Consider the following 12,640-nt stretch of genomic DNA (forward strand, 5'->3'; position numbering starts at 1 on the left):
AGGAATAGCGATGTTCGCGCATAGCCATGTGGCATATTTCGCGTTTTACCGATCCAGGGTAGTGCTGGCAGCGTTCAACATTCTACCGTGCTGGCTGTGCGGTGCTCGACTGGGGAGGTGGAGACATGCGAACATGGGTGACCGCGATCCTTTTCGCTGGATTCTCGAGTCCCGCCATGGCGCAGAGCTTTCCCTGCAGCGGGGCTGCGGTTTCGCCTTATCCAGCTCTCGTCGCGACGGATCATGATCATCGTCGCCTCGCCCCGAAGGCGGGTGTTCTCAGCAAGGCGTTCACTGCATTTTTTGCTGCGTTCGATGACGCCGATGATGACGATGGGAATGGGGAACGCGATGTTCGTCTCAATCCTGAATTCGTGGCGTATGAACTGCGCGGGCTGGCACCCAATGCCGATGGCGATTATGCCGAACCCAGGATATCGATCGAGCGCCCGAGCCGCTGGTACACCTCGCCTGAGCTCGTGCCGCTGGTCGACACAATTGAAGGTGTCACCAATCGCCGCATCGACGACAGCTATCGGGGGGCTGGCACAGTCTGGAACCGCGGTCACCTGGCGATGAGCGATCATGCCCAGCGCATCAGCGCTGAGGCGAGCTGTAACACCCATAATTTCTGGAACGCATCGCCGCAGGCAGCCGACCTCAACCAAGGTCCGTGGATGCATCTGGAGAATTACTCAGCCGCCGCCTCGAACAAATATCGCAGCATCTGGGTGATCACCGGGCCGATCTTCGATCCGGCCACGCCTCGCTTATCGATCGGCGATGCCGGAGAACTGCCGGTCGAGATTCCGGACGCGTTCTTCAAGATCCTCGTACATGAAAGTCCGTCCGGCATCGACACGCTTGCTTTCATCTTCGAGCAGCCCAACGCGCTCGACGGTCAGGGTAAGCCTGTTCCGACTGCGACCTGGGTCAGCTGCAGCCGAGCAAATGCACTTGGGCATGTCTACGACCATCGACCCCAGCTCGTGTCGATCGCGCAGATCGAGCAGCGCACAAACTTGCGTTTCTTCTCCGATCGGGCGGACCGACAGCAGCTAATTGACGCGCGCGCGACAGCCCTATGGCCCGTGGAGACGCGGTACTGGGATCCGGGAAATGCGGTGTGCGCCAGACAGCGCGGTCATCCGTCCTCAGCTGATTGAGGGAGAGCACCGTGCCCAAGAATATTGTCATCCTGCTCGACGGGACCTCAAACGAGATCGAGTGCGATCGCACCAACATTCTCCGCCTCTATGGCGTTCTCACCAAGGACGCCGAGCAGCTCGTCTACTATGATCCCGGCGTCGGGACGTTCGGTGCGGAAGGCGCCTGGTCGCGCTTCTGGCGCAAGGCGCACGAGGTCTGGGGACTGATGACCGGATGGGGCCTCGATCACAATGTGAAGGAGGCATATCGCTTTCTCGTTGAGAATTATGACAAGGGCGAGCGCAAGGGCGTCAAAGGTGGCGAGCGCGACCGGATTTTCATCTTCGGCTTCAGCCGCGGAGCCTATTCCGCGCGGGTGCTGGCAGGGTTTATCCATGCGGTCGGGTTGATCGAGCCACGCAACCTCAATCTGCTTGATTATGTCTATCGCGCCTACAAATCGATTGGCGAGGATGGTCAGGAGGCGGAAAAGGCATTTGCCGAGGTGCGGCTTTACGAACGTCTACTCGGTCCAGATCGACCGCCGATCCGAATGCTGGGATTGTTCGACACCGTCGCTTCGGTGATCGAAAGCGGGCGGCATGGTCCCCAGTTAAAGTCACACGCGTTCACCAGCCGGAATCAGAGCGTCGAATCCGTGTCGCATGCGGTCGCGATCGACGAGAAGCGCACGATGTTCCGCCCGCAGCTCTGGCCGGCCAATCAGGAATATTGGGGCAATCCTTTCAACAGCGCCGCAGCGAGGCCCCAGGATGTGAAGGAACTCTGGTTTGCCGGGGGGCATGGCGATGTCGGCGGGGGGCTATGCCGAGGCGGAGAGCGCCCTGTGCAAGGTGCCACTCGTATGGATGATCGAACGCGCGAAACTGTGCGGCCTCAAGTTTCGTCAGCAGAGCATCAACGCGGTCGTATTGGCGTCCTCGCGGGGCGCCAAATATACGGCGCCGACGGGGACGGGGCGCTCGCACAACACCATGACCTTTGGCTGGTCGATCCTTGAATTCATTCCCCACCGCAAGCCAGGGGGTTCATCCCGTCCCTCGCTGTTCGGCATCAGCTTTCCTTTTTTCGAGCGGCGGCACATTCCGCAGGGAGCGCTGCTTCACAGCTCGGTAATCCAGCGGCGAACGGAACTTGGACTTTGGGCGCCAAATATTCCGGATTCATATGGGATAGAACAATGATCTGCTTGCCATTCGAGCGATCGACAGGCCCAGGCGACCGATCCTGCGGTGGCGTTGCCTGCGCGATGCGGGGACGCGTCGCTGCCACGTGCGCATGGCCGGATAGTCGGAGATTGATCATGCCTGTCGGAGGAGCCGGAAATGGCTGACGCGGTCGATTTGGCTCAGGCTGGCGGCGGCGTTGTCGATTTTCACGAGTGGCTCACGCCCTTTGTTTCATTGACGCTCGCCAAGGCGGCTGGCGTTGCCGTTGCTGATCAGCTGGAACGTTGTCTCGCCGACATCGAAGCCATTTGCGCTGCCGAGGAACATCCTGCCACGTCCGATTTCACGCGGCTCCGGGCCCGCGCAGCGGCCGGCGTCCGATTACAGTCGATGTGGTACAAACGCACGCTCAAGCCGGCTTGGACCGACGATGCGAGCTTCATCGATGTGCAGCACCATCTGGTCATCGCGCTTGTTCGCAAGGGGCATTTGGCGCTCCATATCAGCGACCCTAAGGTCAAGGGACCGCTGCGCGCTGCGCTGATCGGCGAGCTCGATCCGGGCGCCCCCCTTACTTGGCTCTCGCCGATACCCCGCGCGATCATGTCCGCGGCCTTTCTGCAGAACGGCCAGGCCCGAACACTGTGGCTTTCTGGTGTGCATCGGCGAAGCGCGACCAAGGCCGACGCCAAGATTCTGGCCGGCCAGGATCTCGATTACTCCCTCGACCCCTTTGACGACCAGAGCTTCTATTGGTCGGCTGCGCGCTCGCGGAACGCCGCGCTGGAGATCACCGTCGGCGTATCACCCAAGGCGTCGCGGGTCTGGCTCGGCAAGGCCAAGTCGATCGACGGGTTTGCTGCGTCGACCGCGCTGCTGATCGATGCCGTTGCCGCCGCGAAGCAGGGCAGTGATGAGCCGTTCCGCTTTCTTGCGACCCCGATGGAAATGCTCGATCCGGCAAAGGTCACCGGAGGATATGATCTTTCGATCCTGCCACCTGACATGCTTGAGGATGGGGACGAGGACGCCGATGCGGTCAATGCCGACGCCGCGCTTGTGATCGCCACCAATCTGATCGCAGAACCGGCAAACGGCTCGAACCTGAGCGTCTCGGTTGAGATCAATAGCGAGACCATCGGGACGCTGACCCTTGAGGTCGCCATCGCGCGCGACGGTAAGGTTAAGTTCAAGGCCACCGATCCAAAGCCTGCGGGAGTCAATGACGAGGCGTTCAACCGGATCAAGGCACTGCTCGGGCGCGGTGTCGGCGTGAACGTCCGCTACGACAGCGGACATAGTGTATCTGACCGCCAGATATACGCCTTGAGAATGCCTCGTATCGCCTTCTCGCAATATGAGGCGACGGATTTTAAGGGCTATCTGGTAAAGCAGGAAAAGCCGAAAGACCTGACCAAGATCGGTGCGGAGAAGAGCCTGTTCTGCTGGGTTCAAAACACCCATAAGGGATGGCTCGCTTGCGACGATGGCGCAAATGAGAAGGCGGATTTCATCCATCTCGACATCAGCGGCGCAAAGCCGGTTCTTTCGCTCATCCATGTGAAAGGCGCTAACAGCGACAAGGCCAGCCGCAGGCTCTCCGTTGCCGCGTATGAGGTCGTCACCGGTCAGGCGATCAAGAATCTGCAATGGCTCGACAAGCAGGCGCTCGCCAGAGGGCTTTCGCAGGCGGTGCGCGCAACCAACTATTGGTGGAAGGATGGTAAGCCAGTCGCGAAAGACGAACTGGTGGCTGCGATTGAGAGTCTCGGTGACGAATATGTTCGTCGCGTGATCATTGTGCAGCCCCATGTCACTGAAACCGCGCGGACAAAGGCGGAGGCGGCCAAGGATGGCGTCAATCGATTGCGTCTCGATCAGCTCAACACACTGCTTGCCAGCGCGTGGCGCAGCTGCAACGGTCTAGGCGCCGAATTCAAGGTGATTTGGGCGAAATAGCTGGCCTTGCCGCGTGCCCATGGCGAGGCCGCCGTCCTCGACATAAAAATCATCAGAATTTCCGTAGCGGCGTGAAATCGGAACGATGGGGGGCGCATTGGCCACCGCGTGTACCCGGCAGACGTCAGCTTTCGGGATCTCGCAGATCCGACGCTGGACAATGGCTATTGGGGCGCAAAGCGGTCAGAACGCCTCATACTAGCTCCTACGCTCTCGCGCTAAGTGTGGGGCAAAGTGTGGGTCAGTATAGCCCATTAGCCAGATTTATGATTATTTATCAAGATGTTAAGTGGCTCAATGGTATTCCTCCGTCTCCGCCATCTTCCGAAGCTGCATTCTGGCCCGGGGCCATTGCCGGACCATCGGCGGGCCTCGCCTTGCAGTCGATTCTGACTCGCAAACGTCACGGGCCGCTGGCATCCGGGTGCGCGATGCGAAGCCTGACCCTTGTCGCCGCCGCGATGCTGGCGGTCCCCGCCACGGCGCAGGTCCGCGCCGTACCGACCCAGCCCGAGTCCGAAGCCGGTGCGTTGCGCGGGGTCGAGGTCATTTTGATCAACGAGGGTGCCGCGCCCGTCGCGGCAGAGGGGCCGCGGATCATCGAGGTGACCGCCGCAGACGGCACGCGCCTGGTACTCGAGCGCCTGCCTGCGCCCGCCACGACGATCGCGCCGGGCGGGTTTGCCAAGGCGCGCTATGTTCCGACCGGCTATGCCGCGCGACCCGTGACCCGTCCGCTGCCCGGGGCACCCTTGCCCGACGGCGTCGGCGCAGCCTGGGCCGACGGCGCACCTGCCCGTGCGCGTGCCGTGACCGATACGGCTGAGCGTGAGGTCGAGGCATCTGCCGGCACTGCTGCGGGCTTTCTCGACCGTTTCGCGCCGCACGAGCCGACTTATGGTGCGTTCGGTTTCGGCGATTCGGGGGGCAAGCTACAGGTCAGCTTCGCATTCCAGCCGATCGGCGGCGACGGGGCGTTCAGTCATCTGCGCTTCGCCTATACCCAGACGATGTTCTGGCGGCTCGACCTGCCGTCCGGTCCGTTCACACACACCACCTATTCGCCCGAAGTCTATGTCGAGCGCGCGGTCGATCCGACCGCGACCATCGGACTGGGCTGGCGGCATGATTCGAATGGCGAGGGGCCGGCGACCTCGATCGATTCGAACCGCATCTTCCTGCGCGCGACCAAGCGGTTCGATCTTGGCGATGGCTGGCGCGCGGAGGTGACGCCGCAAGCCTGGGTCTATGTCGGCAAACAGGGAGTGGCGCCCGATCTTGATCGTTATTGGGGCAACGGGTCACTCGGCTTGGCGCTGGTCAAGCCCGACAGCCTCAAGCTCGCGCTCACATTGCGCGGCAGCCCCGATAGCGGGCGTGGCGCGGCAGAGCTGTTCGCATCCTGGCCGCTCGCGCGACTCGATGACGATCTCGGCTTCTATCTCTTCGCTCAGGGCTTTACAGGCTATGGCGAAGCACTGGACGATCATCGCCGCCGCGATACCCATGCCCGGATCGGTATTGCGCTGACCCGGTGACGTCCGATCGAGGAGAGACCCATGCGCCTGAAGCTCGCTCTTGCCGCCCTGATCCTTCCGCTTGCCATGCCGGCCACCGCCGCACTCGCGCCGGGGGCGAAGGCACCTGATTTCAAGGCCAAGGGCGCGATCGCGGGGCGCGATTTCACCGTCCATCTCGCGCGCCAGCTCCAAAAGGGGGCCGTCGTCCTCTATTTCTTCCCCGCAGCGTTCACGCCGGGATGCAGCGCGGAGGCGGCGGCGTTCGCCGCAGCGGTCGACGATTTCAAGGCTGCGGGGGCGGTCGTGATCGGCATGTCAGCCGATCCGGTGGACAAGTTGCGGGATTTTTCGGCGAAGGATTGCGCCGGAAAATTTGCGGTCGCCAGCGCCAGTCCCGAAGTCATTCGCGGCTATGACGTCGCGTTGGGGCGCCAGATTCAGGGCCGCGACGTTACCAACCGGACCAGCTATGTCATCGCACCGAATGGAAAAATCATCTACGCGCACAGCGATCTGAACCCCGCCGCTCATGTCCGCAACACCCTCGCCGCAGTGCGTGACTGGCGTGCGAAGCAAAAGCGCTGAAAGGCCGAATCGGGTAGCTCGTTTCACCGGATATTAGCAGTTTCGGGATTAGCTCCGGTCTCGAACAGACCGCCGTGCATGGTGCGCGTCGGGTGGCTGACCGGAGGAAGGCGTTGGTGAGGCTGGCGAGGGCGTCACGTGCAGACGGTGCCGTTGATCCGGACCGCCAACTGTACGAGCGCATCGGCACATTTCTGTTCGATCAGCGGCTCGAACCGAGTCCCGCGAACTTTGCCTTTGCCTGGCACCTGCTTCACGATCCCGGCGGTCCGCTTGCCCTCGCGGTAGAGAATATGACCGAGGGCGGCGTGCGCCTTACGCAGCGTGACATCGAATCGCTCGGCTGCGAAGCCCCTGCAAACGCGGCCAAGGCGCGCGAAAAGGTCGACGGCCTAGTCGCCAAGACGCAGATGCAGGTCGAGGGTTTTCAGGACATGGTCCAGGCGATGCGCGCCGAGACCGCGGGCTTTGGCCGCGACCTCGCCGCCAGCGCCGATGCGATCCGCCGGTCGAGCGAAGGGCCGCAAGGCGACGTGCTCGAAGAGGTTTCGCGGATCACTGCGACGATGCTGGAGCGCGTGCACCGCGCCGAATCGCAGCTCGAAAGCGCGACGCGCGAAGCGACCGAATTGCGCAGCGCGCTGGAGGAAGCGCGCGACAATGCCCGTCGCGATGCGCTCACCCAATTGCCCAACCGTCGCGCATTCGAGGAAGCGTTCAGCGCGCAACAGGCGTCGGGTGCGCGGCTGTGCATCGCGGTGTGCGACGTCGATCACTTCAAGTCGGTCAACGACCGGTTCGGCCATGCCGTGGGCGATCGCGTGCTCCGCACGATCGCGCAGGCTCTGAGCGAAGTCTGTGTCGGCCACCTCGTCGCTCGTCATGGCGGTGAGGAGTTCGCGATCCTGTTCTCGGGCATCGGCATCGCCAAGGCGCGCGACATCATGGAAAATGCGCGGTCGCTGGTCGCGTCGAAACGCTACCGGTTGCGCGAATCGGACATGCCAATCGGTGAGATCACCTTCTCCGCAGGCCTCACCCGCGTGCATATCGGCGAGTCGCTGGTCGACAGCTTCGACCGCGCCGATGCCAAGCTCTATGAGGCCAAGAATACCGGGCGCAACCGCATCATCGGCGGCTGACACTTGGTGAAAATTCCCAACCAGGCCGGTGAATTTTCCCAGTTCACGCAGTAACAAAATTCCAAACCACGTAAAATCAACATGTTATGGGAGTTGGCACGCTCCCTGCAATCCATCTGGCATCCCCGACGGAACGGTCCGGCGGGAATGAAAGAGGGAAATATCAATATGGCACTTCGTTTCGAAACCTTCGCCCGCTCCGCCGTCGCATTCGCCGGCGCTGCCGCCTTCACCCTGATGATGGTCGCCAACACCGTCAGCCTCGGCCCGGTCGCCTGATCAGCCGCATCCAGACAGGGAGATAAGAAAATGGTTCGTCAGCTTTGCGTTGCGCTCATCTCGCTCGGCCTCACCGCCGCCATGGTCGCCACCACCATCGCACCCCAGTCGGCAGGTTTCATCGCCTGACCGGCGGGGTGCGCCCCCGCTTCATGCGGGCCGCGCATTCTCTGCCTTTGCGGGCTCGCCGTCCCCACGCTTGATGAAGCTGATCCGCCCTTCGGGCTCCAGGATCGCCCAGGCGACATCGCGGACCGCGCCGATCCCCGCCAGCCGCATCTCCGATTCCAGCTCGCGCCGCGTCAGCCGGTCGCGTCTCATATTCGCCTCGATCCACGCGCCATCGCGGATCAGCACGCGTGGCTCGCCCTCGATCGCCCGCTCCGCGCGCGGCCAGCGATAGCTCACCCAGCCCAGCACGCTCGCCCAGAAGGCGAAGGTCGCGATCGCCAGCGTCGCCCCGGTCAGGCTGAAGTCATTGTGCGTGATCCCCTGCTGGATCAGGTCGCCCAGCACCACCAGCAGCACCAGCTCGAACGGCGTCATCTGCCCCAGCTCGCGCTTGCCCATCAGGCGCAGCAGCCCGAACAATATGGCGAACATCACCGTGGCGCGGATCACGATATCCATCAGGGCAGCACCGTGATCGCGAGCGGGACCGTCGCCAGTTCACGCTCGCCATCGAACAGCGCGATCCGCCCGCGCGTGCCGGCTAACAGCGGCGGGTTGATCTGGCCGTCGATCTTGATGGCCAGCGTCTCGCCGGCCTTGAGCGGGCCAAAGTCGAATTCGAACGCGCCATCCTTGAACGATTCCTCGCCCGCAGCGGGGATCATCGTGTTGATCGTCATGTCGCGCCACAGCCCGGCATCGATCGCGACAACCGCTTTCGCTACCGGCGCGCGCGCGGTCACGCGGATATGGGTCTCGAAAAACTCGCCATTGCGGATCACGCGCGGCGTGCGGATTTCGAGCCGCGCGGCGCCACTCTCGACGATCACCGGCCGTGCCTTGCCCCCGCCAAATGCGCCGAGCAGCGCGGCCAGCATGATCGCGGCGAGCAGGAGGACCGCGATCCAGCGCCTCCAGGCCCCTCCGCGCGGCTCGGCATGTGCGGGGTCGATCCCGTCAGGATAGGTGGAGTGCGCCATCGCGCAGGTGAAACGAGCGTCCGCGCGACTGGTTGCCGGAACTCCCGGGTCCCGCTTCGGTTGTTAGGCTGGCGGGGGATGACCGGAGCGAGCCATGACCGACACCGCCGAAATGATCCATGAAGACGCGCTGCCCGGCGAGGAGCGGACGCTGGACCCCAAACCCGAATGGCAGCCGCGCTATCCCGGATCAGGTCGGCTGGACGGCAAGGTCGCGCTGATCACCGGCGCGGACAGCGGCATCGGTCGAGCGGTCGCCGCCCTGTTCGCGCGCGAAGGAGCGGATATCGCGATCCTCTATCTGCTCGAAGATGCCGATGCCGAGGAAACCAAGCGCATCGTAGAGGCGGAGGGCCGCCGCGCGATCCTGATCAAGGCCGATGTCGGGTCGAAAAAGATGTGCGACCGCGCAGTCGCGCAGACGATCGACGCCTTCGGACGGATTGATGTCCTCATCAACAATGCCGGCGAACAGCACCCCGACAAGGACATTCGGGACATTACCGAAGAGCAATTGCTCCGCACGTTTCAGACCAACATCTTCGGCATGTTCTACCTTGTGCAGGCAGCATTGCCACACATGGGGGAAGGTGCCGCGATCGTAAATTGTACATCTGTGACCATGTATCAGGGGTCGGCCGAGCTGCTCGACTATTCGAGCACCAAGGGGGCGATCACCGCCTTCACCCGCTCGCTGTCCGAAAATCTGATCGAACAGGGCATCCGCGTGAACGCTGTCGCGCCCGGCCCGATCTGGACCCCGCTCAACCCCTGCGGCGGCGCATCGCCCGAAAAGCTCGAGACGTTCGGGGAAAACACTCCGATGGGTCGCCCGGGCCAGCCCAATGAGGTAGCCCCCGCCTTCCTCTTCCTTGCCTGCGAGGACGCGAGTTACATGTCGGGACAGGTGCTCCACCCCAATGGCGGGACGATCATCAACGGCTGATTGACCGGAGTCGCGTGGCGGCGCATCTGGGCCGCCATGCGCTTCTTCTCCGACAACGCCGCCCCCGCCTGTCCCGAAGTCATCGCGGCGCTGACCGCCGCGAATGTGCAGGACACCGCCTATGACGGCGACCGCTGGAGCGCGGCGCTCGACGCCCGCTTTTCGGCGTTGTTCGAAACACCGGTCGCGGTGCTGTGGCTGCCGACCGGCACCGCCGCCAACTCCCTCGCGCTCGCCTCGCTCTGCCCGCCTTATGGCGGGGTGGTGTGCCACCGCGAGGCGCATATCCAGATGGACGAGGCCGGCGCGCCCGAATTCTTCACCCATGGCGCCAAGCTGATGCTGGGCGAGGGGCCGGGCGCGAAGCTGAGCCCCGATGCGGTCAACGCGGTGCTCGATGCAGTCAAGCCGGGGGTGCACTGGGTCCAGCCGCATGCGATCTCGATCACCAACGCCACCGAGTACGGGTTGGCCTATACGCCCGACGAGGTCGCGGCGATCGGCGACATCGCCCGGTCGCGGGGCCTGGGCTTCCACATGGATGGCGCGCGGTTCGCCAATGCACTCGCGCATCTCGGCTGCCACCCTGCCGATATCACCTGGCGCGCCGGGGTGGATGCGCTGAGTTTCGGCTTCATCAAGAATGGCGGGATGGGTGCGGAGGCACTGATGTTCTTCCGCCCTGATCTGGCCGAAGCGTGCAAGGTGCGCCGCAAGCGCGCCGGGCATCTCCAGTCCAAGGGCCGCTTTCTCGCCGCGCAGCTTCTCGCGATGCTCGACGATGATGTGTGGCTGCGCAACGCACGCGCCGCCAATGCTGGTGCGGCGCTGCTGGGTCAGGCCGCGCCGCACCGGCTGGTCCATCCGATCGAATCCAACGCCGTGTTCGTGCGCCTGACCGCAGACGAGGCGGCGTCGCTGCGCGCGCAGGGCTTTGATTTCTACGATTGGGGACCGGGTGAGGCGCGCTTCGTCGTCGCTTGGGATCAGGACGCGGCAGCGGTCGCACCGCTCGCCGACGCTCTCGCCGCGCTGTGAGCGAGGGCGCACCAGCGGCCCCGAGGCCCAATTCTACCAAGCTCGCGGTGCTGATTCCGTTCGGGATCGTCACTCTGATCTGGGGATCGACCTGGCTGGTCATCACCGGCCAACTTGGCGTGGTGCCGCCGACCTGGTCGGTCACCTATCGCTTCCTGGTCGGCGGGCTCGCGATGCTGGCCTGGGCTGCCTGGTCGCGCCAGCCCTTGTGGCTCGATGCGCGCGGCATGGGGTTCGCCGCTTTGCTTGGTCTGATGCAGTTCGTGCTCAACTTCAACTTCGTCTATCGGGCGGAGATGCATGTGACCTCAGGCCTTGTCGCCGTGGTCTTTGCCCTGCTGCTCGTGCCGAACGCGATCCTCTCGCGCATCTTCCTGGGCCAGCGCATGGGGCGACAGCTGCTGGTCGGATCGGTGGTCGCGATGGCGGGGGTCGCGCTGTTGTTTGTCCACGAGATCCGCCGTGACCCGTCGGCAAGCGGCGAGGTCTATTACGGCATCGGCATCACGCTGCTGGGTGTGATGTGCGCTTCGGTTGCCAACATCATGCAGGCGACCGAGACGTCGAAGGCGTATCCGATGGCAACGATGATCGCCTGGGCGATGCTGCTCGGAGCGACGATGGACGGGGCCTTCGCCTGGCTCACCACCGGCCCCCCGGTGTTCGAATGGACCGCGACCTACATCGCCGGCGTGCTCTACCTCGGCGTGGTCGCGTCGGCGGTCGCCTTCCCGCTCTATTTCGGAATCATCCGCGTCATCGGCCCGGCCAAGGCGGCCTATTCCAGCGTGCTGATCCCGGTGATCGCGATGCTGCTGTCGACCCTGTTCGAGGGCTATCGTTGGTCGCTGCTTGCGGCGGCGGGCGCAGCGCTCGCGGGGGTCGGGCTGGTCGTCGCGCTCAAGGCGCGCAGGCCCGCGCGGTAATCGGGATAGCGCGGCCGCCAGCTCAGCACCCGCTTCGCCTTACCGTTCGCGATCCTGCGATTCTCGGCATAAAAGGCGCGCGCCTGGGGTGAAAGGTTCGCTTCCTGCAAAGGGACGAGCGGCGGCACCGGCAGCCCCAGCAATCTGCAGCCGAATGCGATGACGTCGGACTGCGGCGCGGGTGCGTCATCGGCGAGGTTGTACGCCCCCGGCGGCGCATCGAACCCGGCAATGATCCCCGCAGCAAGATCTGCGACATGGATGCGGCTGAACACCTGCCCCGGCACGTCGATACGCCGCGCCTCGCCCGCTACGATCCGGTCGAGCGGTGAGCGGCCCGGCCCGTAGATGCCGGGCAGACGGAACACCCGCGCCTCGAGCGCCAGCCATTCGGCATCCGCCGCGGCGCGCGCAGTGCGCCGCCCGGTGCCGGTCGGCGCGCTTTCGTCCACCCATGCGCCCTGCGTGTCGCCATAAACGCCGGTGGAGGAGAGATAGCCGAGCCATGCCGAACTCCCTGCCAGCGCCGCGCCATAGGCTGCCAGCACCGGATCAGTCTCCCCTGGCGGGACCGAAGACAGGATATGCGTTGCCTGCGCAATCTCGAACCGCACCCGGTCGCGGTCGTCGAAGGGGAGGTTTCCGGCGCTGCCCGTCGCGACGATCCGCGCGGCGGGTAGCAACGCGGTGATGTGCCGCGCGCTATAGCCAAGGCCGAAGACGAGGAGGCGCATCACGCCTCCCCGATCCGGTTC

12 protein-coding genes are annotated in these 12,640 nt (G+C 64.0%); 9 read left to right on the forward strand and 3 right to left on the reverse strand.

Features of this window, described 5'->3' with window-relative positions; genetic code table 11:
* Positions 1-137 precede the first annotated feature (137 nt).
* The 6 genes from LRS08_RS10105 (at position 138) to LRS08_RS10130 (ending at position 7,545) form a co-directional block, all read left to right on the forward strand.
* Positions 138-1,166 carry a DNA/RNA non-specific endonuclease gene (locus LRS08_RS10105; RefSeq protein ID WP_260480675.1) on the forward strand — a complete coding sequence of 343 codons (1,029 nt, stop codon included), beginning with the start codon at positions 138-140 and terminating at the stop codon, positions 1,164-1,166.
* 11 nt (positions 1,167-1,177) lie between these two features.
* Entirely contained in the window at positions 1,178-2,170 is a 993-nt protein-coding gene (locus tag LRS08_RS10110; RefSeq protein ID WP_260480676.1) for a T6SS phospholipase effector Tle1-like catalytic domain-containing protein, read from the forward strand.
* Positions 2,171-2,495: 325 nt separating this feature from the next.
* Positions 2,496-4,298, forward strand: coding sequence for a hypothetical protein (locus LRS08_RS10115; RefSeq protein ID WP_257843803.1), 1,803 nt, complete (start codon positions 2,496-2,498; stop codon positions 4,296-4,298).
* 431 nt (positions 4,299-4,729) lie between these two features.
* On the forward strand, positions 4,730-5,836 hold the full coding sequence (locus tag LRS08_RS10120; RefSeq protein WP_257843801.1) for a phospholipase A: 1,107 nt from the start codon (positions 4,730-4,732) through the stop codon (positions 5,834-5,836).
* Positions 5,837-5,857: 21 nt separating this feature from the next.
* Positions 5,858-6,403 carry a peroxiredoxin gene (locus tag LRS08_RS10125; protein WP_257843800.1) on the forward strand — a complete coding sequence of 182 codons (546 nt, stop codon included), beginning with the start codon at positions 5,858-5,860 and terminating at the stop codon, positions 6,401-6,403.
* A 116-nt stretch (positions 6,404-6,519) separates the two neighbouring features.
* Positions 6,520-7,545 (forward strand): GGDEF domain-containing protein, encoded by a 1,026-nt coding sequence (locus LRS08_RS10130; protein ID WP_257843799.1) that lies wholly within the window; start codon positions 6,520-6,522, stop codon positions 7,543-7,545.
* Positions 7,546-7,974: 429 nt separating this feature from the next.
* On the opposite strand, the gene LRS08_RS10135 is transcribed toward LRS08_RS10130, so the two are convergent.
* Positions 7,975-8,454, reverse strand: a complete 480-nt coding sequence (locus LRS08_RS10135; protein ID WP_257843796.1) for a DUF421 domain-containing protein — start codon at positions 8,452-8,454, stop codon at positions 7,975-7,977.
* Positions 8,454-8,975 (reverse strand): hypothetical protein, encoded by a 522-nt coding sequence (locus tag LRS08_RS10140; RefSeq protein ID WP_257843795.1) that lies wholly within the window; start codon positions 8,973-8,975, stop codon positions 8,454-8,456. The genes LRS08_RS10135 and LRS08_RS10140 overlap by 1 nt, the downstream gene beginning before the upstream one ends.
* 94 nt (positions 8,976-9,069) lie before the next feature.
* Here LRS08_RS10140 and LRS08_RS10145 point away from each other — a divergent pair, with 94 nt between their 5' ends.
* The 3 genes from LRS08_RS10145 to LRS08_RS10155 are packed head-to-tail and all read left to right on the forward strand — an operon-like array spanning position 9,070 to position 11,885.
* Positions 9,070-9,921: an SDR family oxidoreductase gene (locus LRS08_RS10145; RefSeq protein WP_257843794.1), complete on the forward strand. Its 852-nt coding sequence runs from the start codon at positions 9,070-9,072 to the stop codon at positions 9,919-9,921.
* Positions 9,922-9,957: 36 nt separating this feature from the next.
* Entirely contained in the window at positions 9,958-10,959 is a 1,002-nt protein-coding gene (locus LRS08_RS10150) for a threonine aldolase family protein (protein ID WP_257843793.1), read from the forward strand.
* Positions 10,956-11,885 carry a DMT family transporter gene (locus tag LRS08_RS10155; protein ID WP_260480677.1) on the forward strand — a complete coding sequence of 310 codons (930 nt, stop codon included), beginning with the start codon at positions 10,956-10,958 and terminating at the stop codon, positions 11,883-11,885. Before LRS08_RS10150 ends, LRS08_RS10155 begins: the two co-directional genes overlap by 4 nt.
* On the opposite strand, the gene LRS08_RS10160 is transcribed toward LRS08_RS10155, so the two are convergent.
* The gene (locus tag LRS08_RS10160) at positions 11,795-12,619 is read right to left on the reverse strand and encodes an NAD(P)-dependent oxidoreductase (protein ID WP_260480678.1); all 825 of its coding nucleotides are present in this window, start codon (positions 12,617-12,619) and stop codon (positions 11,795-11,797) included. The genes LRS08_RS10155 and LRS08_RS10160 overlap by 91 nt on opposite strands.
* Positions 12,620-12,640: the final 21 nt, after the last annotated feature.

The organism is Sphingomonas sp. J315 (genome assembly GCF_024666595.1).
Lineage (GTDB): Bacteria > Pseudomonadota > Alphaproteobacteria > Sphingomonadales > Sphingomonadaceae > Sphingomonas.

What these genes read in the sequence shown, in the direction of transcription:
- LRS08_RS10115 (WP_257843803.1), top strand. Translation starts at nt 2,496, where the DNA reads ATGGCTGACGCGGTCGATTTGGCTCAGGCTGGCGGCGGCGTTGTCGAT.
- LRS08_RS10120 (WP_257843801.1), top strand. Translation starts at nt 4,730, where the DNA reads ATGCGAAGCCTGACCCTTGTCGCCGCCGCGATGCTGGCGGTCCCCGCC.
- LRS08_RS10125 (WP_257843800.1), top strand. Translation starts at nt 5,858, where the DNA reads ATGCGCCTGAAGCTCGCTCTTGCCGCCCTGATCCTTCCGCTTGCCATG.
- LRS08_RS10135 (WP_257843796.1), bottom strand. Translation starts at nt 8,454, where the DNA reads ATGGATATCGTGATCCGCGCCACGGTGATGTTCGCCATATTGTTCGGG.
- LRS08_RS10140 (WP_257843795.1), bottom strand. Translation starts at nt 8,975, where the DNA reads ATGGCGCACTCCACCTATCCTGACGGGATCGACCCCGCACATGCCGAG.
- LRS08_RS10145 (WP_257843794.1), top strand. Translation starts at nt 9,070, where the DNA reads ATGACCGACACCGCCGAAATGATCCATGAAGACGCGCTGCCCGGCGAG.
- LRS08_RS10150 (WP_257843793.1), top strand. Translation starts at nt 9,958, where the DNA reads ATGCGCTTCTTCTCCGACAACGCCGCCCCCGCCTGTCCCGAAGTCATC.
- LRS08_RS10160 (WP_260480678.1), bottom strand. Translation starts at nt 12,619, where the DNA reads ATGCGCCTCCTCGTCTTCGGCCTTGGCTATAGCGCGCGGCACATCACC.